Below are 24830 nucleotides of genomic sequence, written 5' to 3' on the forward strand. Positions count from 1 at the left end.
GTGCGGCCCCTGAGCGACGAACAATGGTTATGCCCGACAGGGAGGGTGGGGGCGTTGCTGCTGGAATGAGAATACCGGCCAATACACGGCGCAGTGCTCAGCCGGTAGTCCCTTAGCTATTCGAGTCAGGTATCAACCGGTGAAATCTTTGCCGAAGATATTCCGAGCGATCACCCACTTCTGTACCTCGTTAGTGCCTTCGTAGATCTCCGCGATCTTGCTGTCGCGATACACCTCTTCCACATGGTAGTGCGACCCATCGAAGGCCAGCTCCTTGGTGAAACCGTAGCCGCCGAAAATCTGAACACCTTCGCGGGCGAATTCGCTGGCCAGGTTGGTCCCGTACCATTTGGCCATGGCTGCTTCCGGCTCGGGGAACTGCTCCCCCCCATCCATTCGCAACGCGGCTTTGAGGTACAGGTTGCGTGCGTTTTCGATTTCGGTAGCTCGTTCGGCCAGGCGGAATTGCCAGTGCTGGAACTGGGCCAAAGCCTTGCCGAAGGCTCGTCTTTTCTGCAGGCGGGCAACGCTATGGTCGAAAACGCTCTGCGCCATGCCTACACCACTGGCGGCGATGCCAATGCGTCCGTAAGTCAGCACTTGCAGCGCGATCTTCAGTCCGTCGCCACGCTTGCCCACAACGTTGTCTAGCGGGACTCGGACCTTGTCGAACTGGATATCGGCGGTCAGTTGCCCATGGTTTCCGAGTTTTTTGTCAGGCGCACCGACAGTGACGCCTGGCAGGTCGAGGTCGACAACCACTTCGGTCATTCGCTCGCCATCGCGGCACAACAGCACGACGAAGCTGGCTACTGGCGAGTTCGTGATCCAGCGCTTGTGTCCATTGATCTCAATGTGGTCGTCGTGGAAGGTCGCATGGGTCACCAAGGCCTCTACCGACAAGTCAGTGCTAGCCTCCGGTTCGCTGGTGGCAAAGCTGCCGATCTTTCGACCTTCCAGTAACGGGGTCAGGTAGCGCTTTTGGAGTGCGGGGTTGGCCCATTCGAGCGCGTGGCCGGCGAGAATGCAGTGCACATCGTAGATCGCCGCGACGCTATTGCTGAAATAACTCAGCTCCTCGATAACAACAGCGGTTGCTGCGGCCGGACTTGCCAGGCCGCGTCCGCCGATTTCAGCAGAGAAGGGAATGCGAAAAAGGCCGGCTACAGCCATTGTCTCGAAGAGGTCGAAAGGGAAAGCCTCGACAGCTTCTTCGCGGTGGCCGATTTGCCAGGCAACAGGTGCCACATGCTTTTCGCAGAACGCGCGCACTTCTGCCCGGATGGCAAGTACTTCCGCTGGGCTCATCAGGTCGTGGTACAGGCGCGGTTCCTGGCGAGGTGGATGAGTCTCGTTTGTCATTGTCATTTCTGGCAAGTTCTCTTGTTGGTCGGGATGGGGGGTGACTTTGTCCGGATATCCGCCCTGGTCAGACCTGAACAAACTCAACACACGCCCAGGGCGACGAGTGCGGCCCGGGCGCAGGCTTCGTCTTCGGATTCACTGCCACCGGATACTGCGACAGCACCAATCAATTGACCGTCGATACGTATCGGCAGACCACCTCTCACCAAGGTCAGGTCGCAGTGCGATAGCAGACCATCACGTACGCGCTGGCCGGAGGCTTCCAGGACTTGCTCGAGCTCAGCCGCTGTAATGCCGCAGCCTGCTACGCTGCGGGCTTTCTTGATGGCCATTTCATGGGAGATCAGAAACGCCCCTGGCATCCTGGCGAAGCCGGTGAGTGCGCCTTGGGAATCGACCACGGCGACCACTATCTTTATGGCCAGTAGTTCTGCGTGGTGGACCGCGGCCTCAATGGCTTTGAGGGCACCCTGATGGGAGATGAGGGCTTGCGAGACGTACAAGGGATCATTGGGCTTGGGATTGACGACCATCGTTGACTCCGAGACCGATCTAAATTGGTCCTGCTTTGTTGCGCTCGGGGTGATGTGTACCAACGGAGTTAGTCAGGGGCTCGGTGCCTGTAAGCATGTAAGGCTCAATGCCCCAGAGCATTGATGGAACTGGCTGATCGGCACTCCGCCCACCGGCCACGCTGATAAAAAAGGGCGTCTCGGTTTTTCACGCTCGATAAGGTAGACGCCCGTGAAAGGAGCACTGCTGGTTTGCTCTCCGAGACCTTGTTGGTGGTCATGGAGAGGCAACAATCAGGTCACCACGGTGAGAAAGGTTTCGTGAAGCTTGCGCTGTACGTAGTCGAGACCGCCGCCATCACCGATACCGTCGAAAGTCCAGGTCAGCGGTGGATGGTCCGGATAGGGCTGGCGATCTTCCTTGAAAGTCTCGAAGCGATTGCCGGACGGATCCCATGCATAAATGGTCCTGCCACGAGTCACGCCATGTCGGGTTGGTCCGATGTCCACAGGCACGTTGTTCATCGCCATGATGTCGCCGGCGCGCAATACCTGTTCCCAGCTTTCCATCAGGAAAGACACATGGTGGAGCTTCCCCGGCTCCTCGTAATGACCGAAGGCGATGTCATGGGATTTGATCGAGCAGCTGAGGAACCCAATGATGTTGGTCTTGCCATCTGGGCCAAGTACGCGCTCGACCAGCGTGAACCCGAGCACCTCGATGAACAGCTTGAGCGTCTCTGGTACGTTCGGTCCGTACAGCAGCAGATGGTCCATCCGCAGTGGTGAGATGCCGTGAGTAGCCGTAGGGTCCCACGGAGTCGGATTGAGCTCACCGCACCCATTGCCGACGAAAGTCTTCTCGGCATACAACTCGACTTCGTGACCACTGGGGGTGGTGAAGCGTACGCGTTCACCGGTCTCTAGCAGGTCGCCGGCGGCGATGCGATGCGTGTCTACCCCGTAGGCCTGCAGCTTGCCTTCAAGGTCATTCAGGGTAGCGACATTCAGCACCTTGAAGCCGACGAAATCCATGCCTGCGCGATCGGCCTCACGCAGTATCACGCTGTGATGATCAAACTCGTCGCGGCATTTGAGATAGATGCGACCCTGGGAATCCCGCCCGGTCTCTAGCATGCCGAGAACATCGCGGTAGTGGTGTACGCCCGCCTCAAGGTCCATGACACGTAGTTGAACGTGCCCGGGGCGCAGAACGCCTGTCATTGCCATGTTTCGCTCCTGATTGTGTTTGTTCTAGAGAGGGCTGGCTGTTGCCCCCGGGCCTGGGCCCGTCTTCTGGCCTAGCTGTTCGACCCGACGGTGGCTAAACACGTCTGGGTCATGTACTGGAGGTACCACTTACACAGGTCATGGAGCGCGGCGATGCTGCTCCAGTCTGTATGTCGGCTAGCTCCATTTGGCAGTCAGTGGATACCCTAACTACCGTTGTAAATACCGTCTAATACCTTGTTTTCGTCTGCCTCATACCTATTTGGTATGTCTGGGGCTCGCCCTCTTTAGTCGCCCCAAGGGGCTGCTCTTGGCGGTTTTCCTTGTGCCGCGGCCTTTTCCGCATGCGGCACAGCGTGTTCAAAGATCGAGGTACAACGTGTCTGACATTGCGCGGGATACACAGATGATGATGTGCTTGTTCGCCGCGCGTTCGGCAGCTGAGAGCACGTTGTCACGGTGCTCGGGAATACCATCCAGCAGGCCCGTCTTGCATGTGGCGCACAGGCCCTCGCGGCACGAATAAGGCACGCCTTCACCACATGCCTCGAGCTCTTCGAGAATGCTGCGTCCGGCTGGTACTTCGAGAGATTTCCCCGAGCGCAATACAACGGTGAATGGCTTGTCCCCGGTGGTATCGATCTCTGCTGCCGTAAACCACTCGAAGTGCAGGGTTGCTGGCTCGCGTCCGGTCGCCGAGGCCTCGACTGATTTCATAAGTGGGTCAGGGCCGCAGCAGTAGATGTGGGCTGTTGGACTGATGCCGACCAGCGCCTGTGATGGATTGAAGAAGTCTTGCTGTTCGTCATCAAAATGCAGGTGGCATCGCTCCGGTGCCAGCGTCATAAGGTCTTCATAGAACGCCATGCGCTGGCGATTCCTCGCGCAGTAGAACAGCTGCCATTTCTTGCCCAGGCGAATACAGGTATGGATCATCGCCATGATTGGCGTAATACCAATACCGCCAGCAATGAAGACAAACTCGTCTGCCTCTTCCTTGAAGGGGAAGTTGTTTCGAGGCGCGCTGGTCTGCAGCGTTACACCAACGCGGATCGACTGGTGGATCAGTCGGGAGCCGCCGCGGCTGTCTTTGGCCAAACCTACGCCAATGCAGTAGCGATCCCGCTCAGTTGGATCATTGCAGAGTGAGTAGTGGCGAATCAGGTTGCCCGGCAGATAGACCTCAAGGTGCGAACCAGCCTCGAAGGGGGGCAGATCCTTGCCAGCGGGATTACGTAGTTCCAGGAGCATGACGTCACGTGCTTCGCAGCGTACGTCGGTGACTTTCAGGGAGATTTTTTCGCTCATTTCGGCAGCCTTTCCGTAAGGTGTCGTCGCGGGCACAGCGCTCGCGGCCACGGACGTCAGAGGGACGATGCAATAAGTGCTTCTTCTTGCATGCGTTCTTCCCTGATCAGCTTGTCCAGCACCCAGAGCATTTTGCCGGGGCCAGCATCGGCCGCGATGTCGAAGGTCTTGAAGTCAGGCTTTTCCTGCATGCGAATACGCTGGCCTTCGAGCATCACCTTGTCTTCAAAGAAGGCGGCGTCGATGCCTTCCTTGAGTAGATCGGCTAACCCCGGGCGTTCGGTGGCCTTGCTCACACCCCAGGAGAAGTAGTAATCCACCGAGTCTGCGTCACGAGGCGTAATGGCTTGGCAGCTCCAGGAGTCCAGTACCAGCTCGCCATTGGACTCGCCTTCAGTGGCGGTGCCTGCAGTAAATACGCGGAAGTGCAGGATCCAGTTGCACGGGACGGTCTGAGTGATGTCGAAGTGCGCATCGCATGTGAATCCCGGCGGGAACAGGTGAGCGACGAACTTTGGAACCGGTACGTTACGTACCCAATAGTCGGTCTTGATCCCGCGAGGCAGGATTTTGTGCTCGGGTCTGGCAAGAGCCTGTGCCCAACCCATGGCAATGGTATTGTCGTGCGTGAATGAGCTATGCGACAGGTCCGCCAGGTTGGCGTTCTCCATGCGATAGTCCGCATCAACCTGGATGTAGCTCGGGCGTACTATGTAGTCTGGGTTGCCTGGGCCGACGGAGTTGCAGATCAATGCGGGATCAGCCTTTTCCGGGTCACCCATCCATACCCAGATCCAGTTGTCCTTCTCCACTACAGGGAAGGCTCGCACGCAGGCGCGTTCGGGGATGTTGTCCTGGCCGGGGATTTCGTTGCACTTGCCATCGGCGCCGAACTTGATGCCGTGGTACATGCACCGCAGGTCGTCACCTTCTTTGGCGCCCATCGAAAGGGCCGCCTGGCGATGTGGGCAGCGGTCTTCGAGAGCAACGACATCGCCATTTAGCTTGCGGTACAGAACGACGCGCTCTCCGGCGATTTTCCGGGCGACGATGGAAGTCTTCCCTTGCGATATCTGGTAATCCCAGCCTGCGCAGTACCAGCAGTTTTTGAGAAACATGGCTATCTCCTACCAGGGCGCTGTAGAGCAGCGTTGTTTTTGTTTGGTCTGGCTTGTGGTGTCGTAAGAGCACCTGTGGCCAAGGTAGCGAGCGTGGGAATGGTGACGCACCAACCTTTTGGGATGGTGGGGCGAGGCATCGTGGCGTGGGGAGTGGGGCAGCTTGGGGGGGCAGTAACCAGCCCGAGGCGTTACCTCAGGCCGGTTTTCACGATTCAGCGTTTCAGCAGAAAGCCCATTGCCAAACGATTGAAGCGCTCGCCAATCAGGCGGTAGCCATCTGCACTCGGGTGCAGGCCGTCTACCAGCAGTGCGCTATCGGCTGTGCTAAACAGGTCCAATCCGTTGATGTAGTGCAGCTGCTGGTCGTTCTGGTTGCGATGAGATTCGACTACGCCTTCCAGGACCTGGCGAATTTCCTCCAGAGTCATGCCTCCGTTCTCGCCAGCTGCTTCGCGGGAAGGTGATGCGATGGGAGATACGAGAACGATTGGGAGTTCGGGCTTCGCGTCACGAATCAAGGCCAGCATGGAATGGGTGGAGTCTGCCAGGGTGCGCGGATTCATGGCGCCGCCGTCCCAGATGTTGATACCTAGTTCCAAGACCAGGGCATTGATGTCCTGCTTGGCGATGGTCAGAGCTGCCAGGCTGCTGATCAGGCAGGATCCCGCCCAGCCCATGTTGAGCATGCTCACATCGGCGAAGGCCGAGGCGACTGATGGCCAACTGCCAGTGCCGCTGTCTGCTTCCATGCCATGGGTAATTGAGCTGCCATGGAACAGTACCTGCGGGCGGCCGTCAGGCGCTGCGCTCCAGCTTGCGCCGGCATCCACCTCAAGCGATTGGATGATTTGCACGGTGGATTGTGGGAACCAGATTTCCACCGTTTTCTCGCCTGCGGGCAGATCGTCAACGCTCAGCACGGCATGCGGATCACCCTGCGGGGCCTGGCCTGGTGTGAGAAACGCACCACCTGCAGCTGCCGCTTGCGCAAACACCTCGTTGTTGACGCGAACCTCGAAGTTGCGTTTCCACTGTTCCGGTTCGCTCAAGTAAGCCTGGGTCTGCAAGGTCCTCAGTCGCACATTGCGGCTATTGGTGTTAAGGCGAAGGCGCACTCCCGAAGTCATCGCTGCGGTAAAGCCGTTGAGCGGGTCGAGCATGAAGCCAGTAGCCGGATCGAAGCGAACTGGCTGCAACCCTGCCTCATGCTCGATGCAGCCGAGCTGACCTGCCAGCAGGGACTTGAGGTCGGTAAGGGGGACGTGTTGCATGGTGCGCACCTCTGGTTGTGGATCCGTTTTGTCGGACAAAGGCGCAGTCTATGAAGCCCGACTGAATGGCTGTAGTGTAAAAAAAGCCACTTTATATGCGGAAACCGACGGTATGCCTGTCGCGGCGATTTTCCTATACGACAACTGCTACGCCTCCAGCGTGGGCGGCTTTGCCGATGTGTTGCAAGTCGCCAACGCGCATCTTGCCGCTCAGAACTCAGCGCAGCGTTACACCTGGTCATTCCTCGCGCCGAAGGCTGGTGGTATCACGACGAGTAACGGATTACCGCTCCAGGCTCGGCAGCCTGAGCCGGGTGAACACTTCGATATTGTCTACATTCCTGCCTGTCACTATCTGGGCTATCACTCCTTCAGGCAATTCCTTGATCAACAGTCGCTGCATTGCGAATGGCTCTGCCGGCAGTGGGAGGTGGGGGCTGAGCTCATTGCCACCTGCACTGGAACATTCGTCCTGGCCAATACCGGACTGCTTGATGGTCGCGTCGCAACAACCACCTGGTGGCTGGAGGAGCAGTTCCGCGCCTGGTTTCCCGCTGTGGATCTCCAGATGGCGCCGATACTGACTCAGTCGGACCGACTGTTCTGCGCCGGAGCACTGTCTTCCTATCACTTGCAGTCGATCCAGACCATCGAGCGCCATTCAGGTGCAGCACTGGCAGCGCAGTGCGCCAAGAGCTTGCTGATCGATGTCAGCCAGACGCTTCAAACGCCTTACCTTCCGTTGTTGGCGCATCGTTCGCACAGCGATGCCGTGGTGCAGCAGGCGCAGGATTATCTCGAGCGCCACCTCGCCGACCCCATTCGCCTGACAGATCTTGCGAAGCGTCTGGCGGTAAGCGAGCGCACGCTTATCCGTAGATTCCATCTGGCGCTTGAGCAGACTCCTCTGGCCTACCTACAGAACTTGCGCATCGAGGCAGCGCGAACCATGTTGGAGACCGGTAATCAGCGCATCGAGGGCATTGCGCAGGCGGTCGGGTATCTGGACAGCAGCTCGTTCGTCAGGCTGTTTCGCGAGCGCATTGGACTCACCCCGGCAGCCTATCGGCGGAAATTCAGGCTGGGCGGCTAAATTGCTCGCTTGTCGGAACTCGCATAGTTGGAGTCATTTTTGCCACTGTGCGAGCAAAATGCGCACCCTTACTCTGGCGCCCTGCCAAGTGAGGTGCCTCCATGAATGTCTTGATCGTGCATGCCCATCCGGAGCCTGCCTCCTTTACCTCAGCGCTCTTCCAGGCCGCAGTCGAGCATTTCCGAAACCTCGGAGCAGCGGTCGAAGTTTCTGACCTTTACGCGATGGGGTTCGATCCTGTTGCCAGCGGTGCGGACTTTAACGAGCGCGCCAATCCTGACTACCTGGTGTACGCCCTGGAGCAACGCAACGGAGTCAAGAGCGAAACCCTTCGTGATGATATCCAGAGGGAAATCGACAAGATCAAGCATTGCGACTTGTTGGTTCTCTGCTTCCCCGTCTACTGGTATGCGATGCCAGCCATCCTCAAAGGTTGGATCGACCGGGTGTTTGTCTCCGGGGTGTTCTACGGTGGTCGACGCATCTTCGACCTAGGAGGTATGCGCGGAAAGCGTGCGTTGGTTTGCGCGACCCTCGGAGGGCGCGAGGGCATGTTCTCCGCTGAAGGCATACACGACGACCTGCATGCTCTGTTTCGGCCGCTGCTGAAAGGGACACTGGGCTATACCGGCTTCGAAGTGCTCGATCCATTCTTTGCCTATCACGTGCCCTATCTGGATGACGCCGCGCGCGGAGAAATTCTCTCCCAGTGGTGCGAGCTTCTGGGTGAAATCGATCAGCGACCGGTGATGCCGATGCCCTTCACCGACGAATACGACACGAATTTTGAACGGCGTGTTCGCTAGCGCGAGCGAGGCCGAAACCCTCCCTACTATTTGCTCAGCAGGAGTTCCCATGAGTTCCCAGGATGTCTTCGTCATCGAAGCGGCACGTACAGCTATTGGTACCTTCGGTGGCGCCCTCAAGGATGTGGAGCTGGCCGACTTGGCTACTACACCCATCAAAGGAGTGATCGAGCGTTCCGGGGTTGATCCGGCAGCTATCGGTCATGTGGTTATGGGAAACGTCATCCCTACGCTGCCGCGCGACGCCTACCTGTCCCGAGTTGCTGCGATGAATGCTGGAATTCCCAAGGAGGCTTCGGCCTTCAACGTCAATCGCCTTTGCGGCTCGGGCCTGCAGGCCATTGTCTCTGCCGCACAGGCTGTGATGCTGGGGGATGTGGAGATGGCCATTGGCGCTGGCGCAGAATCCATGAGCAGGGGGCCATACATGATGCCGGCGGCCAGATGGGGCGGGCGAATGGGCAATATGCAGGCCCTGGACTGCGTGCTCGGCGTTCTGCATGACCCCTTCCACAGTATTCATATGGGCATCACTGCGGAGAACGTTGCTGCACACAGCGGTATCAGTCGCGAGACTCAGGATGAGTTCGCGGTGGAAGAACAGCGCCGTGCTTCGCTGGCCATTATGGAAGGGCGATTTGTAAGCCAGATCATCCCGGTTGAATTGCGTACTCGCAAAGGTGTGGAGCTTTTCAGCGTGGATGAACACCCGCGTGCATCCACTGTGGAGCAACTGGCGAAAATGAAAGCCGCGTTCAAGTCTGACGGTACCGTCACCGCCGGTAATGCGTCGGGGCTCAATGACGGCGCTGCGGCATTGTTGTTGGCTAGCGTTCAAGCTGTCGGCGATCAGGGGCTTAAGCCGCTGGCTCGTATCGTCGCGTACGCTCACGCCGGTGTGGAGCCTGAGCTTATGGGGCTCGGGCCTGTTCCGGCAACGCGCCTAGCGCTCAAGCGTGCTGGTCTCGATATTGATGATCTGGACGTGATCGAAGCCAACGTGGCCTTTGCATCCCAGGCCTGTGCGGTGATGAATGAGCTGCAGCTGGATCCCGCCAAGGTGAATCCCAACGGCTCTGGAATCGCGCTTGGTCATCCCATAGGGGCGACCGGGGCGATCATAGCCACGAAGTTGATTCATGAATTGCACCGTACTCAGGGGCGCTATGGCTTGGCGACCATGTGTATCGGGGGGGGGCAGGGCATCGCGGTGATATTCGAGCGCGTCTGACCTCTCGGGTATCGAGCGGGAGGGCGATACCGCTCGCTGCCTAGCGCAGCGTTTTTTCTCACTACTGGCCGTCTAGATACTCCGTTGTTTGAGCTCTGAACGAAGTGTCTTGGAGTGAGGGGCGGCCAGTACTCAACTAAGCGTGAACCGTCGCGGAGAATTGCGCTCTGCGATGTCTTGCATGCGGGATCCGCGTGGCGAGGAGCCCAGGACAACCGACTCCGCTGCGATTCTCTTCCAGAAATACGCACACCATCTCTGACCCATTCCTTTTGCTGCTTGAAGGCGCCTTGCCGCAAGGTTGTTGGCTGTCCAGAGGGATACCAGATTGGTATTGGCGAGGAACGAATAAAGTATTAGTCGGTATCGAATCTGCTCCCTAGACTCAGTAAACAGTCTGGTTCGCCCTTCCGGCTGACCACCTAAGAACAAGAGTGCGGAGCGATCATGCGCAATATCGACAACTTCATCGCGGGCGAATACGTCGCCGCTGCCAGCGGCAAACGCTTCGACAAGCGTTCGCCGGTAGACAACCGTGTGATCGCTTCGATTTCCGAAGCGGGGCGTGCGGAAGTGGATAGCGCCGTAAGGTCTGCACGCAGTGCCTTGCATGGCGAATGGGGCGGCCTGACTACCGAGCAGCGTGTCGACATGCTGCACGCCGTGGCTAACGAGATCACCCGCCGCTTCGATGACTTTGTCGAGGCTGAAATGGCTGACACCGGGCAGCCGGCACATGTCATGCGGCATGCTTTCATTCCTCGCGGTGCAGCCAACTTCAAGGTTTTCGCCGATGTAATCAAGAATGTCGCCAGTGAGTCTTTCCGGATGGATACCCCGGATGGTCGCGGCGCGCTCAACTACTCCATGCGTGTTCCGAAGGGGGTAATTGGTGTGATTTGCCCATGGAACGCGCCCTTCCTGCTGATGACCTGGAAGGTCGGCCCGGCGCTGGCATGCGGTAATACCGTGCTGGTCAAGCCTTCCGAAGAATCTCCGCTCACAGCAACTCTTCTCGGTGAAGTGATGAACACCGTAGGCATCCCCAAGGGGGTGTACAACGTATTGCACGGCTTCGGTCCGGATTCCGCGGGAGAGTTCATTACTCAGCATCCAGGCATCGACGCCATCACCTTTACCGGTGAAACGCGCACAGGCACGGCAATCATGAAGGCGGCTGCCGAAGGCATGCGAGATGTGTCATTCGAGTTGGGTGGGAAGAACGCAGGAATCGTATTCGCCGATGCCGATTTCGATGCGGCGGTGGATGGGATTTTTCGCTCGTCCTTCCTCAATTCCGGGCAGGTCTGCCTGGGTACCGAACGTGTTTACGTCGAGCGTCCGATTTTTGAGCGCTTCGTTCAGGCACTGAAGGTTAAGGCAGAGGGCGTGAAATACGGTCGGCCTGAAGATCACACCACGACCTATGGTCCGTTGATCAGCCAGGAGCACCGCAGCAAGGTGCTTTCCTACTACCGCAAGGCGGTGGAGGAGGGGGCCACGGTGGTAACTGGCGGTGGCGTGCCTGATATGCCCGGTGAGTTGGCCGCGGGCTCGTGGGTACAGCCCACTATCTGGACGGGGCTGCCGGACAACGCCGCGGTAGTGCGCGAGGAGATCTTCGGCCCCTGCTGCCACATTCGCCCGTTCGACAGTGAGAACGAGGTGGTGTCGCTGGCCAATGACAATGAATACGGCCTGTCTACCACCATCTGGACGAGCGACCTATCCCGCGCCCATCGCATGGCTGCGCGCATCGATGTGGGGATCACCTGGATCAACAGCTGGTTCCTCCGCGATCTGCGCACTGCATTCGGCGGTTCCAAGCAGTCGGGAATCGGTCGCGAAGGCGGCGTCCACTCCCTGGAGTTTTACACCGAGACACGCAACGTCTGCGTGAAGCTTTAAGTCGCCCTTTCCGGCGCCGCTTTATGCGGCGTCCGCATCCCGCTGTCATGTGAGAGAGCCATGAATAACAACAAGATTGAGCAATACGGCGACGAGCTCTACGAAGCGTTCGTCTCTCGTCGCACTGTTCCACCACTACTGCAGCGTGAGCCCGAGATAACCATCGAGGATGCTTACCGCATTCAGCAGCGTTACGTTGCGCGCCGACTTGCCGCTGGCGAGACCGTGGTGGGCAAGAAAATCGGGGTCACCAGCAAGCCCGTTCAAGACTTCCTCGGTGTGTTTCAACCGGACTTCGGCATCCTCACCTCCGGCATGGTGTACCAGGAGGGTGATGAGATTGACCTCGGTACCCTTATCCAACCGAAGGCCGAGGCCGAACTCGCTTTCGTTCTTAAGCATGACCTGGTTGGGCCGGGGATCACCGCAATGGATGTGATCCGTGCGACTGATTACGTTGTGCCGTGCTTCGAGATTGTCGATTCGCGCATCACGGATTGGCAGATCAAGATCCAGGACACCGTCGCGGACAACGCTTCCTGTGGCGTGTACGTGCTGGGGAGTGACAGAGGCGATCCGCGTGAGATCGACCTGACATTGGCCGGCATGGTGCTGGAGAAGAACGGCGAGCTGTTCTCCACCGGCGTTGGTGCTGCCGTGCAAGGGTCTCCAGCCAATGCGGTCGCCTGGTTGGCCAACACCTTGGGAGAGCTGGGGATTCCGTTCAAAGCGGGAGAGGTGATTCTTTCGGGCTCGCAATCTGCCCTGGTACCCATCGCCGACGGTGACGAGCTGGTATGTACCGTTGGTGGTCTCGGCAGCTGCAGGGCGAAGTTTACCGGGAGGAGTGCAGTATGAGCGCACAACTGACTTTGTCCCGCGAGGACATCGTGCGTCTTTGTGAACGCGTCGAGGGGGCGCAGACGCACGCCTATTCGATTCGCAAATTGACTGATGAATACCCCCAGATGTCGATTGCTGACGGCTACGCCGTTCAGTTGGAGTTGCTGCGCCGGTTCAAGGCAAAGGGGCATCGTCTCGTAGGCTGGAAGGCAGGACTGACCTCCAGGGCCAAGATGCGGCAGATGGGCGTTAACGTGCCCTCCATTGGTTTTCTGACCGACCGCATGGCGCGTCCGGAGAACTCGCAGATCAAGACATCCGACCTGGTCCATCCCCGTGTGGAGTGCGAGGTGGCCTTTGTCCTCAAGGAAGAACTTGAAGGCCCGAACTGCACTGTCGCCGATGTGCTGGCTGCCACTGACTATGTGCTGCCTGCTGTGGAAATCATTGATTCACGCTTCTCCGGCTTCAAATTCGATCTTCCCAGTGTGATCGCTGACAACGGTTCTTCCGCCCGTTTTGTCGGCGGCGGTCGTGCCCGCAAGGTCGATGACCTGGACCTGCGCACGCTGGGCGTGGTGATGGAGAAGAACGGCGAAATCGTCGGCATGGGAGCCAGTGCAGCAGTGCTTGGGCATCCGGCTGAGGCGGTGGCGATGCTGGTCAACATTCTTTCCGAGCTGGGAGAGAGGCTGCCAGCCGGCAGCTTTGTGATGAGTGGCGGAATCACCGAAGCCGTTGCAGTGAAGCCCGGCGACAGCGTCATTGCACGCTTCCAGGAACTGGGCAGCGTTTCCATGCGTTTTATCGAGTAAGGCCTCCAGGAGAAGTCATGCCCATTATCGAAATGCACCTCGTCGAGGGGCGCACCGCCGAGCAGAAAAGCCGCGTCGCTGCAGCCGTGACCAAGGCTGTTAGCGAGAGCCTTCCATGCAGCCCGGACACGGTCCGGATCCTGATTACTGAACACCGCCACGACGAGTTCTATGTCGCTGGTTTGAACAAGATGCAGCGCGATGCGCTGCAGGGGCAGGCGAAATGAAGAAGATCCGTTGTGCTCTGATCGGCTCGGGCAACATCGGCACCGATTTGATCTACAAGATCATGCGCAGCCCGGTGCTTGAGCCGGTCTGGATGGTAGGTATCGACCCGGAGTCGGAAGGTCTGAAACGAGCTCGAGACATGGGTTTGAAGACTACCTCGGAAGGTGTCGACGGTCTGCTGCCCCACGTTCTGGAGGACAATATCCAGATCGCCTTCGACGCTACCAGTGCCTATGTGCACGCCGAGAACAGCCGCAAGCTCAATGCGCTGGGTGTTCTGATGATCGACCTGACGCCGGCTGCTATCGGTCCGCTGTGCGTGCCCCCGGTGAACCTGAGCGAGCACACCGAGAAACAGGTAACGAACGTCAACATGATTTCGTGTGCCGGCCAGGCAACCATTCCTATCGTCAATGCCGTTTCACGTATCCAGAGCGTGGGTTATGCGGAGATCGTCGCTAGCCTGTCGTCCAAATCTGTGGGGCCAGGTACCCGCGCGAACCTGGATGAGTTCACCTACACCACCTCCAGCGCCATCGAGGCAGTCGGTGGTGCGCGCAAGGGCAAGGCCCTGGCCATCATCAACCCGGCTGAGCCGCCGTTGATCATGCGCAACACGATCTACTGCCTGACCGACGATGAGCCTGACCAGGAGCGTGTGACCGCGTCGATTCTGCAGATGATCGGCGAGGTGCAGAAGTATGTTCCGGGATACCGGCTGGTCAACGGCCCGCTCTTCGATGGCAACAAGGTCTCAGTGTTCCTTGAGGTTGCAGGGCTTGGTGACTACCTGCCGACTTACGCTGGAAACCTCGACATCATGACCGCAGCTGCGACACGCACAGCGGAAATGTTCGCCGAAGAAATCCTTGCCGGAAAGCTCCAGTTGCCCACTGTGGAGGTCGCATAATGAGTCAGCCCATCAGCCTCAAAGGCCGCAAGGTCATTCTCCACGACATGTGCCTGCGTGACGGCATGCATGCCAAGCGCGAGCAGATCAGCGTCGACCAGATGATCAAGGTCGCCACTGCAATGGATGACGCCGGCGTTCCGTACATCCAGGTGACCCACGGCGGAGGTCTGGGAGGAAACTCCCTGCAGCATGGCTTCGCCCTGCACAGCAATGAGGAATACATCAGCGCTGTCGCATCTCGAATGACCCAGGCGAAAGTCTCGGTACTGCTGATCCCTGGCCTTGGCACGATGAAGGAACTCGAGTCCGCCTATGATTGCGGCGCACGCAGCGTTCACGTGGCCACTCATTGCACCGAGGCAGACACCTCTCCGCAGCACATCGCCTTCGCTCGAAAGCTGGGAATGGACACTACCGGATTCCTGATGATGGCCCACCTCAACGATCCTGCAGGCATCGCCCAGCAGGGGAAATTGATGGAGTCCTATGGGGCGCAGACCGTTTACGTCACCGACTCGGCCGGATACATGCTGCCGGAGGACGTCAAGGCACGGGTCGAGGCTCTTCGTGATGTGCTCAATCCCGAAACCGAGATCGGGTTCCACGGGCACCACAACCTGGGCATGGGCGTCGCGAATTCCATTGCAGCCATCGAAGCTGGCGCCACCCGGATCGACGGTTCGGTAGCTGGGCTGGGAGCAGGGGCTGGCAACACTCCTCTTGAGGTATTCGCCGCTGTTTGCGAGCGCATGGGCATCGACACCGGCGTGGACCTGTTCAAGCTGATGGATGTGGCCGAGGACATCATCGTTCCCATGATGGATCACCTGGTGCGTGTTGATCGCGAGTCTCTGACGCTGGGTTACGCCGGCGTGTATTCGACCTTCCTGCTGCATGCGAAACGAGCGGCAGAACGCTTCGGCGTTTCGGCGCGCGACATTCTGGTTGAGCTTGGCCGCAAGAAGATGATCGGTGGTCAGGAAGACATGATCCTCGATACTGCGATGACGATGGCCAAGGAGCGTGGCTTGCTCAAGAGCGCCTGATGCGTCCGCCGAGCAGAAGTATCTGCTCGGCGTTTTCTCGAGTAGCGGAGTGCTCATGAATTCGACCAATGAAGTCGCGGTAATCGTCGGCGCCACAGGTGCTTTCGGACAAGCCATCGTCTCAAGGCTATGTGCCAGTGGCCTCGATATCATCGCCGTGGCTCGCAGCAGCGAAAGCCTCAATTCGCTAGCGGATCGATATCCACAGGTCAGACCTTGTGAAGCTGATATCGGAGACGACACTGCAATCGAATTCATTCGAACTACCCTGAACCGCCCCGTCCGCATGATCGTCCATGGCCCTGGCGTGGCAGTTGCCGGCGGAGTGCTGGATGCCTCCATAAGCGCGTTGAACTCCGCCGTTAACATCAAGGTTGGTGGCATGTTGCGCCTGGTGCGAGCAGTGGACGACTTTCTGCAACCAGGTTCACGCCTGGTCGCCATTGGTGGGCACTATGGCTTCGAGCCCAGTGCCTATGCGGCGGCGGCAGGCGTCGCCAATGCAGCCCTTGCCAATCTCAACCGGCAACTCAGCCTGGCTTATGGCCCGCGCGGCATTACCTCCCATCTGGTTGCCCCAGGACCAGCGAATACAGAGCGGCTGTATCGCGTCGCGGCAGACCGTGCGGCCCAGCGAGGCGTGAGCGTTGATGCTGTGCTGGAGGAAATACGCGCGGAATCGTCCCTTGGCGCTTTGACCACGCCCGAGCAGGTGGCCTGGGCTATCAGCATGCTGCTGGCTCCAGAAGCCACTGCAATGTCGGGCTCTGCCTTGATGCTTGACTCAGGTCGCCGACGAGGACTGCCCTAGTTTCCTTTTCCACATCGGTTGCGCCGCCTGGCATAGATAACAACAAGGAGAAAAGTCATGCCCATCGTGAATTTCCATCTGCTAGCCGGCGAAATTACCGGCGAACAATGCGAGCTCTTGCTCGTTGAAGCCTCTCAGCTCTACGCCAAGGTTCTGCAGTCTCCCGTCGAGCGTGTACGTGCATTCATCACATGGCACGACTCGCGCCATTTTGCCGTGGCCGGGTCTCTATGCGCGGCAACTGGTATGCACGCACCATTCTTTGACTTCTTCGTTCTCGATGGCCGCCCTGTCGAGCAGCGCCATCAGTTGGCGGAAGGCTTCACTGAGCTGTTGGTCAAACACCTGGCGGTACGACGGGATGTCGTGCGGGGTCGATGCCAACGTATTGCCCCCGAGGATTGGTCGATTGCAGGTGTTCCGGCAAGTCTGTTGAGAGCTGACGAATTAGCCATTCGCGCGGCCGGGGAGCTTGCTCATGGGGCATGAAGTCTTGATCGTGGATACGGGAGACCGCTTTTCCTGCACCGATCGGGAAAGCGTTCTCTGCGGAATGACGCGCCTGGGCCGCAAGGGAATTCCCGCAGGCTGTCGTGGCGGTGGTTGTGGTGTGTGCAAAGTGCGGGTCCTTCAAGGCCACTACCATACCCGACAGATGAGCCGACAACATGTCAGCGCTGCGGAACAGCTCGACGGAGTTGCCCTGGCGTGTTGCATCGTGGCGGAGAGCGATCTACGCCTCACCGTATTGGGGAAAATCAGAAAAGCAGTGGTCCGCGCGCGTGAACGAGAGACCACTTTTCCAACTGTCACGGGAGCACGGAGTGCGGGTGAGCCTAGGGGGATCACAAACGAAGTGATCACAAACGACGTTGAGCGCGCGAAGCAGGTCGAACGACTTAATCGATTCCCTGCCAACTTCTGACCCTTCGCAGGCTTGCCGGCACCAATGCTATAGCCAAGCAATTGGCCAGGTAGCTACTCAAGTGGGACTTGGATCATGAATGAGAAAGTGAAGTGCGCGGTGATCGGTTTTAGCAGCATTGGAATGGATCTGATCTACAGACTGCGGCGCAGCCCCCTGCTGGAGCCCGTCTGGTTGGTGGGGGTGGATCCTCAATCCCAGTACCTCACCGAAGCTAAAGGCTTGGGGCTCAAGGTCACCCATCAAGGCGTGCGCGGTTTTCTGCCTCATGTCGTCGAAGATGGTGTGCAGATCGCATTCAACGCTGCCCAAGGTGTTGGGCAGGATGAGGCCTCCCGTAGCCTCAATGCCTTGGGGGTGATCACGGTTGGTCTGGCGTCTACCGGCGATGGAGTACATTGCGTTCCAGCATTGAATCTCCCGAAGTTGATCGCGAACGGAGTGCAGCACCTTCAATTGGCCACGGCCACCGGCCAGGCAGCTGTTCCCATCGTCAGTGCGATCTCCCAGGTACAGGATGTGGATTACGCGGAGGTCGTCATAAACGTCGCCCCGGCATCCATGACATGCGAAAACACGGAAGCACTTGCTCAAGCAACCATCGGGGCCTTGATTCGTGTGGGCGGTGCCAAACACGGGAAGGTGCACGCGATAGTCAAACCCAATCTGGGATCTAGCGCTGTCATCAGCTGCATCGTCGAAAGCGAACCGAGGCGAGACGATATTGTTGACTCGGTACAGCGCATGATCGGAAAGGTGCGGCGGTATGTGCCGGGGTACAGTCTGATCAGTGGCCCATATTTCGACGGAAACCTGATTACTTTTGGTATTTCAAGCAGTGAGGGTGAGAGTGCTTTGCCCGTCGGTTTCGCACACGAAGAGATCATGGCGAGCTCGGCAGTCCATTCTGCAGAGGCACTCGTGGACAGAATCAAGTCGATTGGCCGTGTGTCCTCCGACTTTGACGTTCTGCCCACATAGCCGAAATTCTTCCGAGGCTTGGTGCATTCGCCCGTCACGCTTGATTCAGTGTTCGTCCAGCGCTCCATCGTCGTGAGTGGTCTTGCCGCCCAGATTGATCACGATGTGCTTCAGCGAACTATCGGTTTTTGGCGCTACAACAAGAAGCCGAACAACCGTATGCTTCAGAAGCGATGGGTATACGAAAGAACTAAATTATCTTGGGCGTGGCTATTACGAATCGGCACTGGGGCATTGGGTAGGGAACGATTGGTAGTAGTTTCTGTGAATGCATGAGAGTACGCGAGGTCAATGGAGCCGTATCCCAGGTCATACGAAATACCTGCCGATGCATGTCTGGTAGGAGTTACCGGTAAGCTTGCAAACAGTAGGTTGCTAGGGGCAGCTTCTGTTGCATGCCTATACCCTAATCGTAGAGTCCAGTTGTCGATTCGGTAGCTTGTCCCCAGGGCAACAATGGTCTGGTTATGATAGTTCTGCGGAAACTTTAGGTTTAGGTCGCCACCACTATCGCTGTTGAAGGTGACGTTAATGTCTTTCATTACGTCTTTCCAGAACGCGCGAGAAACGTCGACGGCGATTAACCACCTGTCGTTCACTTCGTGTGCGACTCCAAGGCTCAATGATGCAGGAATCTGAAAGTCTCTAATCTTGATCTTTCCGGGGAGGGAAATTTTCCCTACGACACTATCGACCGCAGTGACCGTCGCGTCACCTTTCAAGTCGCCCATTTCGCTGGCGAAGTTATAAGCAAGTCCGACATTAGTGGAGGTGGTAGCTCTCCACAGTAGGCCAATACGCCCACCGTATCCCCACGCGTCGGCACCGCTGGCGATGGGTTCAGCTCGGCTGAAGCTAATATGAGCACCATCAAGCGCTGGCAATGCACCTAAAACTGGAAGTAATGTACCGCTAACGCGACCGTCTCCGATGAGGGCGCCAACTTGGTTCCTCGCAAACATTATGTTCAAGTTCATGCCCATCCACATGGCATCCAGACTGGCGCCTACAGTCAACTCGTCGGTTACATCGAAGCTGAAAGCTAATGGAATATTGAGGACAAGCAGTCGACTACTACTATCTAGCCCTGTGGGCTGACTATTTCCATCGTCTGACAGGAAACTATCATTGCCATACTCGGTGCCGACCCCCCCTTGAGCAAAGGTACCGATACCAAGCGCCCAACGGTCTCCACGATAGGTGTATGCAATCTGCGGCGCATAATAAGGACCACGATTCTTTGACTTATTTTTGCTTTCCGCAGTTTCACCAGTATCGAGATTGCGAGTGCTGATATCCGGCTGGAGCAGGTCGACGCCAATGCTCAATCGGCTGCCTGCCTCGCCCAAGGAGAGAGTGGCTGGGTTGCTCATCATGCCTGCTGTTCCGATATCAAACGCCATGGCTGTCCCTCCCATGGATCGGGAAATGGGTCCGAAGCCCTCAAGGCGCATCACATCAGTTGCATTTGCTGTATGGCATATGGCGATCATTGGCAGGCATTGTGCAAAACGAAGAGCTGCCTTGGCGTTCATAAGATTGTTCTCGCTTGATCGTTATCGTTCTATTCGGCGAGCACCACCGGTAAATGGCGGAATGGCCAAGGTACGTACCCTGCCGCTGATTACTCTACATAGTTGGTAGATACCCTTCCCAGTCTAGTGGGTGATGGCACCCGGGGAGAATTTGCGACTCCGGGCGAGAACCTACGTGGTGCCTGTGCGCCTGTTGGGGGCGCTGGCAGCCGACGCGCAAGGACCATAACCGCATCGCCTGGACCGGGGTCTGGTGCAGGCGGTGATGAATCGCCCGAGCGATGACGGCCACGAGTAGAGATCGAGTACGACGGCCAGATAAATCCAGCCTTGGGACTACGCTTACAGAGCTACCACTCCGGGCGAAGGCGATGACGCAGACATCGAAACACCGACATGCGGTGAAGCGCTCCGCTCTGAAGATAACGGGCGATAAGCTGACTGAATTGGAGCGCCTCTATCGCGTTCTGAGGACCCTCAGCGCTGGTAACCGTATGCTTTTGCGCTCTAGTGATGAGCTGCAGCTTCTGAAAGGAATGTGTGACGTAGTGGTAACGCAAGGCGGATATCGCTACGCCAGTGTCTGGTACGCCAGCAATGACGAAGGCCAGCCGCTCGTGAACCAGGCTTACTCTCTTGGTCTCCCACACGAGAAAAACGAAGTAGCGTTCTTTGAATCGCTACGGTTGTCATGGGCTTTCCCTGAGCAAGGAGGGGCCACAGCGATTGCTGTGCTGACTGGTACACCTTGCATTGGTCGCAATCTGTTGAGCGATCCTGACCATAGGGCGTGGAGGGAGGATGCGATTCGGCTTGGATATGGCTCGCTCACTTCTTTTCCCATTCGTGTTGATTCAGCAGTGATCGGGGCCTTGAGCATCGCTGCTACTGAGCCTGATGCGTTCAACGATTCCGAGGTTGCTCTGCTGGGGGAATTGGCGGAGGACCTTGCTTATGGTGTAGAGCATATCCGCGAGAGGGCTCGCAGACGTGAAGCTGAAGAGATAATTCAGCGCATGGCATTCTACGACCCTCTGACAGAGCTACCCAATCGGCAACTATTGTTTAAAACGGTACGGACACTAATTGATGGTCTCAAGGGGAGGTATCAATCTTTTGCTTTGCTAATTATAAAGGTTATTCAGCTTAATGAGGTCAATGAAACGTTCGGGTTTCAGCAGGGTGATAAGGTGCTTGTCGCAGCGGCGCGGCATTTGTGTGAGTCTTTCGGATCGTCTGGGGACGTATTTAAGGTGGGGGATGCGGAGTTTGCTATTCTTTTGCCTTCTGCGGACTTGGAAGTTGCTACTCGGCAATCTCAGCGAGTGGTTTCCTTGTTTAAGGATCAAGGCGGAATTCCGGCGCATGAACAGTATGCTAGTTTTTCTATAGGTATCGCAGTATATCCTGGGCATGGTTCGGAGCCAGAGTTGCTGATCAGGCGCGCTCGCTCTGCTATGAGTGAAGCTAGACGCACTGGGCGAGATTACGCAGTTTTTTCGAGCAGACTTGATGAAGGATGCAGTCGCCGACTAGGACTGACCGCGAAGCTCAGAGATTCTATTAATAAAGGGCAGTTGTTACTTTATTGTCAACCGAAGCTTAGGCTGAAAAACTCGACGCTTTGCGGAGCAGAAGCTCTTGTTCGGTGGCGGTGCCAAGAGGGGGAAATGGTTCCCCCTAGTGAATTTGTTCCGCTTGCGGAGTTTTCTGGTTTAATCACTCCGCTTACACATTGGGTGCTTGAAACTGCATTTAGACAGCGTTTCGCTTGGCACGAAGCAGGTATAGACCTTCCGCTTTCCGTTAATTTGTCCGCTCAGGATCTATATGATCCACATTTGGTCGGGAAAATAGAGGGCCTGATGGCTACATGGGGAGGGGAGGGGGGTTGGATTAAGTTTGAAGTGACTGAAAGTGGGATGATGAAAGACCCTCTGGTGGCGCTCGAGGCTATTAATAAAATTAAATCTATGGGAGTTGGTTTTTCTATTGATGATTTTGGGGTTGGTTATTCTAGCTTGAGTTACCTGAGGAATCTTCCGGTTGATGAAATTAAGATTGATCAGTCTTTTGTAAGGGGTATGTTGGATGAGCCTGAGGTCGCAGCTATTGTCGGATCTACGATTGAAATGGCTCATCACTTGAACTTGGAGGTGGTCGCGGAAGGGGTGGAAAATGAGGCGGAAAAAGACTACTTGACGATGCTAGGGTGTGATGTAATTCAAGGCTACTTTGTAAGTGCGCCGATGCCTATTGAAGAGTTTAACGATTGGTTGCTTGCATCAGTTTGGCAGAGAAATAAGTAAGTACCTCCACGTCAGGCTAGACGTCTCTTGTACGAAGCACTGCGCGATTCAGTCCTAGGCGTCAACAGAATCGGCTAATCCGTCTTTAATCAGTGTCCACTCAGTAACTCTTTGGGACTATTCCCGCTTTGACCGGTGAACCTGGCTCATGCCTGGCTGGCCTGAGGCGGCACGTTATTATTTTGCTAGCAGGTTGGCCTCCGTCGGTTGAGTCCGTCCGGCAGTTCACTCACCAGGCATTTCCAGACTCCGGGAGGAAATCATCGTAGATTTCCTTCATCAATTGCCTGAGCCAGCGATTCGCTTCGTCGTGATGAAAGCGCGGGTGCCAGTACTGGCAGATGGGGAATGGCGCCAGATCCACCGGTGGTTTCAACCGTCGAACCCAACCGTAATCATCGAAGATGCGGCCGATCTCTCCAGGTACAGTCGCAATCAGCTCCGGATCATTTCTGATCAGCATGGGAATGACCAGATAGTGGGGGGTCAACAGGAACACGTCACGCTTGATTCCGTGTTCGTCCAACGCCCTATCGTAGTGAGTGGTCTTGCCGCCCAGATTGATCACGATGTGCTTCATGCGCGTGAACTGCTCAAGGCTGATCGAGTCCCCGACCTGGCTGTTCTCTCTGCTGACAATCGTCACGAACTTATGGACGAACAGATTCTGCTGAAACAACTCATCGTTGACCGCGAGCTGCGAGCCCATCGCCAGGTCGGCCTCGCCTGACTCCAAGGTGGCCGCAATGTCTTCGGGGCGGACTTGCAGGGTCTGGATGGTGCAGTGGGGGGCCCTGCGTTTGAACTCCTGGATCATCCTGGGCAGAAACACCAGTTCGCCCATATCGGTCATGCAGAACTTGAACGTGCGGACTGCTGTGCTCGGATCGAAGCGTGTCTGGGTGAGCAGCGAGTCTTGCACTGTGCTGATGATCCCGAGGATCGACACAGCCAGCTGTTCGGCTTTGGGCGTCGGCTTCATGCCGTCGCCGACTTTCACGAACAACGGATCGCTAAAGAAGTCCCGCAATCGCTTGAGCGCATGACTGACCGCACTCTGCGAGAGATCCAGGCTATCGGCGGCCCGAGTGACACTACCTTCGCGAAGCAGGGCATCGAAAACAGTCAGCAGATTTAGGTCGAGCTTCTTTTCATTATGAATGCTGTGCATAGAGGTGATCGCTGTCGTGATTATGGTGCAGTAGGATATTTCAATAGGATCGATTCTTGAAACACCGCATGGGAATCGGCGGCGCCGATTCCCGCAGTAGATAACAAGAACAAGAGTCATCCTATGAACCCCAAAACGTGCAGCGCATTCGCGCTATCAGCTCTGTGCAGCCAAAGCCTCCTCGCCGCCGGCCTGATCGATGACAGCCAGGCCACATTGACTGCCCGAAACTATTACCTCGAACGTGACTACCAAGGCTCCCGGGATCCAGACAAGGCTGAGGAGTGGGCGCAGGGATTCATTCTCAGATTCAAGTCGGGACTCACCCACGGTGACCAGGGACTGGGCCTGGACGCGTTGGGTATGGCCGGTTTCAAGCTCGACTCCTCACCTTCCAGGACCGGTACCGACTTGCTACCGGTATCGACCAGTGACCGTCGTGCCGCTGATGAGTACTCCAAGCTCGGATTGACGGCGAAGGCCAAGTACTCCCGCACCGAACTGAAGGCAGGAAGTCTGGATGACGTGTTCATCCCCTTCGTCTATGCCAGCCAATCGAGGTTGTTCCCACAGACCTTCCGGGGTGCATCGGTGGTCTCGAACGAGTTCGACGACCTGACACTGCGAGGTACCTGGTTTGATCAGACCACCAAGCGCAACTCCACTGATTTCGAGCCGCTATCCCTGGCGGCGCCAAACCAGCGTTTTAACGGTGGTGCGCAGAGCAACCAGGCCACCTTCCTGGCAGCCGAATATCACCCGCAGAACCGTTATCTGGCACGGGCCTATCACGGCGACGTCAAGGATCTCTATCGCATGGAGTACCTGGACTTCAAACGCAGTTGGCCCATCGGCAACGACACATTCACCGCCGACTTGCGTGGATTTTATGGCACCGAAGATGGCAGCGCCCGGGCGGGAGAGGTCGACTACAAGAACATGACGGCGACTTTCAGCTACCAGACCGGCGCCCACCTGTTCAACCTCGGCTATCAGCACGCCACTGGCGACACCGCCATGCCTTATCTCTCAGGCACCGAGATTCTTGTGCTGAGCGAGTTCCTGATGAGCTCCGATTTCGTCGGCGCCAACGAGAAGGCCTGGCAGGCCAAGTATGTCTACGACTTCGCCGCATCCGGCATTCCCGGCCTGAAGACCACCCTGCGCTACATGCGTGGCCATGACATCAACTTGCCCGAGCGCCTCGGCGGCAATGGGCTCACAGAAAGCGAGAAGCACGCTGAGCTCTCCTACGTCGTCCAGTCCGGACAGCTTGCCGGCCTGTACCTGAGGGCGAGGTATTCCATGTACCGCAATGATTTTGCGGATGCCGCTTCGATGCGTGATGAGAACCACCTCCGGCTGAACATCGATTACAGCTGGAAGCTTTGGTGAGCCCTCCAACAAC

The 24830-nt window shown here is 57.2% G+C and carries 23 protein-coding genes; 15 read left to right on the top strand and 8 right to left on the bottom strand.

Annotated elements, in window-relative coordinates:
• Positions 1-132: 132 nt before the first annotated feature.
• The 6 genes from E8F20_RS02615 to E8F20_RS02640 all read right to left on the bottom strand — a co-directional run bounded on the left by E8F20_RS02615 (position 133) and on the right by E8F20_RS02640 (position 6696).
• Entirely contained in the window at positions 133-1308 is a 1176-nt protein-coding gene (locus E8F20_RS02615; RefSeq protein WP_280282301.1) for an acyl-CoA dehydrogenase family protein, read from the bottom strand.
• A gap of 137 nt (positions 1309-1445) precedes the next feature.
• Positions 1446-1898: a heme-binding protein gene (locus E8F20_RS02620; RefSeq protein ID WP_280282302.1), complete on the bottom strand. Its 453-nt coding sequence runs from the start codon at positions 1896-1898 to the stop codon at positions 1446-1448.
• Positions 1899-2171: 273 nt separating this feature from the next.
• A complete protein-coding gene (locus tag E8F20_RS02625) occupies positions 2172-3107 on the bottom strand; it encodes a catechol 2,3-dioxygenase (protein WP_280282303.1) in 936 nt (311 codons plus the stop codon).
• Between the two features lie 360 nt (positions 3108-3467).
• A complete protein-coding gene (locus E8F20_RS02630; RefSeq protein ID WP_280282304.1) occupies positions 3468-4415 on the bottom strand; it encodes a PDR/VanB family oxidoreductase in 948 nt (315 codons plus the stop codon).
• Positions 4416-4471: 56 nt separating this feature from the next.
• Positions 4472-5533, bottom strand: a complete 1062-nt coding sequence (locus E8F20_RS02635; protein WP_280282305.1) for an aromatic ring-hydroxylating dioxygenase subunit alpha — start codon at positions 5531-5533, stop codon at positions 4472-4474.
• A gap of 215 nt (positions 5534-5748) precedes the next feature.
• Entirely contained in the window at positions 5749-6696 is a 948-nt protein-coding gene (locus tag E8F20_RS02640) for an SGNH/GDSL hydrolase family protein (RefSeq protein ID WP_280282306.1), read from the bottom strand.
• A gap of 109 nt (positions 6697-6805) precedes the next feature.
• Between E8F20_RS02640 and E8F20_RS02645 the strand changes: the two genes are divergently transcribed.
• From E8F20_RS02645 to E8F20_RS02705, 13 genes are all read left to right on the top strand, one after another.
• Positions 6806-7900 carry a helix-turn-helix domain-containing protein gene (locus tag E8F20_RS02645; protein ID WP_280282307.1) on the top strand — a complete coding sequence of 365 codons (1095 nt, stop codon included), beginning with the start codon at positions 6806-6808 and terminating at the stop codon, positions 7898-7900.
• Between the two features lie 101 nt (positions 7901-8001).
• On the top strand, positions 8002-8706 hold the full coding sequence (locus tag E8F20_RS02650) for an NAD(P)H-dependent oxidoreductase (RefSeq protein ID WP_280282308.1): 705 nt from the start codon (positions 8002-8004) through the stop codon (positions 8704-8706).
• A gap of 49 nt (positions 8707-8755) precedes the next feature.
• Entirely contained in the window at positions 8756-9937 is a 1182-nt protein-coding gene (locus E8F20_RS02655) for an acetyl-CoA C-acyltransferase family protein (RefSeq protein ID WP_280282309.1), read from the top strand.
• Positions 9938-10384: 447 nt separating this feature from the next.
• Positions 10385-11845, top strand: a complete 1461-nt coding sequence (locus E8F20_RS02660) for a 2-hydroxymuconic semialdehyde dehydrogenase (RefSeq protein WP_280282310.1) — start codon at positions 10385-10387, stop codon at positions 11843-11845.
• 60 nt (positions 11846-11905) lie between these two features.
• Positions 11906-12703, top strand: a complete 798-nt coding sequence (dmpE, locus tag E8F20_RS02665) for a 2-oxopent-4-enoate hydratase (RefSeq protein ID WP_280282311.1) — start codon at positions 11906-11908, stop codon at positions 12701-12703.
• Positions 12700-13503 carry a 2-oxo-3-hexenedioate decarboxylase gene (gene dmpH, locus E8F20_RS02670; RefSeq protein ID WP_280282312.1) on the top strand — a complete coding sequence of 268 codons (804 nt, stop codon included), beginning with the start codon at positions 12700-12702 and terminating at the stop codon, positions 13501-13503. The genes dmpE and dmpH overlap by 4 nt, the downstream gene beginning before the upstream one ends.
• Before the next feature lie 17 nt (positions 13504-13520).
• Complete coding sequence (locus E8F20_RS02675) at positions 13521-13730, top strand: tautomerase family protein (protein WP_280282313.1); 210 nt, start codon at positions 13521-13523, stop codon at positions 13728-13730.
• Positions 13727-14641, top strand: coding sequence for an acetaldehyde dehydrogenase (acetylating) (locus tag E8F20_RS02680; RefSeq protein ID WP_280282314.1), 915 nt, complete (start codon positions 13727-13729; stop codon positions 14639-14641). The genes E8F20_RS02675 and E8F20_RS02680 overlap by 4 nt, the downstream gene beginning before the upstream one ends.
• Positions 14638-15690 carry a 4-hydroxy-2-oxovalerate aldolase gene (gene dmpG / locus E8F20_RS02685; RefSeq protein WP_280282379.1) on the top strand — a complete coding sequence of 351 codons (1053 nt, stop codon included), beginning with the start codon at positions 14638-14640 and terminating at the stop codon, positions 15688-15690. Before E8F20_RS02680 ends, dmpG begins: the two co-directional genes overlap by 4 nt.
• Positions 15691-15745: 55 nt before the next feature.
• Positions 15746-16501 (top strand): SDR family oxidoreductase, encoded by a 756-nt coding sequence (locus E8F20_RS02690; protein WP_280282315.1) that lies wholly within the window; start codon positions 15746-15748, stop codon positions 16499-16501.
• Between the two features lie 57 nt (positions 16502-16558).
• Positions 16559-16990: a tautomerase family protein gene (locus tag E8F20_RS02695; protein ID WP_280282316.1), complete on the top strand. Its 432-nt coding sequence runs from the start codon at positions 16559-16561 to the stop codon at positions 16988-16990.
• A complete protein-coding gene (locus E8F20_RS02700; protein WP_280282317.1) occupies positions 16980-17426 on the top strand; it encodes a 2Fe-2S iron-sulfur cluster-binding protein in 447 nt (148 codons plus the stop codon). Before E8F20_RS02695 ends, E8F20_RS02700 begins: the two co-directional genes overlap by 11 nt.
• A 75-nt stretch (positions 17427-17501) precedes the next feature.
• Complete coding sequence (locus tag E8F20_RS02705) at positions 17502-18407, top strand: acetaldehyde dehydrogenase (acetylating) (protein ID WP_280282318.1); 906 nt, start codon at positions 17502-17504, stop codon at positions 18405-18407.
• A 164-nt stretch (positions 18408-18571) separates the two neighbouring features.
• Here E8F20_RS02705 and styE read toward each other — a convergent pair whose 3' ends face one another.
• On the bottom strand, positions 18572-19942 hold the full coding sequence (styE, locus tag E8F20_RS02710) for a styrene transporter StyE (protein ID WP_280282320.1): 1371 nt from the start codon (positions 19940-19942) through the stop codon (positions 18572-18574).
• 371 nt (positions 19943-20313) lie between these two features.
• Between styE and E8F20_RS02715 the strand changes: the two genes are divergently transcribed.
• Positions 20314-22251, top strand: coding sequence for a GGDEF domain-containing protein (locus tag E8F20_RS02715; RefSeq protein ID WP_280282322.1), 1938 nt, complete (start codon positions 20314-20316; stop codon positions 22249-22251).
• Positions 22252-22480: 229 nt separating this feature from the next.
• Here the strand turns inward: E8F20_RS02715 and E8F20_RS02720 are convergent, their stop codons facing one another.
• Positions 22481-23422, bottom strand: coding sequence for a LysR family transcriptional regulator (locus E8F20_RS02720; protein ID WP_280282323.1), 942 nt, complete (start codon positions 23420-23422; stop codon positions 22481-22483).
• Positions 23423-23545: 123 nt separating this feature from the next.
• Between E8F20_RS02720 and E8F20_RS02725 the strand changes: the two genes are divergently transcribed.
• Positions 23546-24817: an OprD family outer membrane porin gene (locus tag E8F20_RS02725; protein ID WP_280282324.1), complete on the top strand. Its 1272-nt coding sequence runs from the start codon at positions 23546-23548 to the stop codon at positions 24815-24817.
• Positions 24818-24830: the final 13 nt, after the last annotated feature.

The sequence above is a fragment of the Pseudomonas sp. BN415 genome (assembly GCF_029871195.1).
Taxonomy (GTDB): domain Bacteria; phylum Pseudomonadota; class Gammaproteobacteria; order Pseudomonadales; family Pseudomonadaceae; genus Metapseudomonas; species Metapseudomonas resinovorans.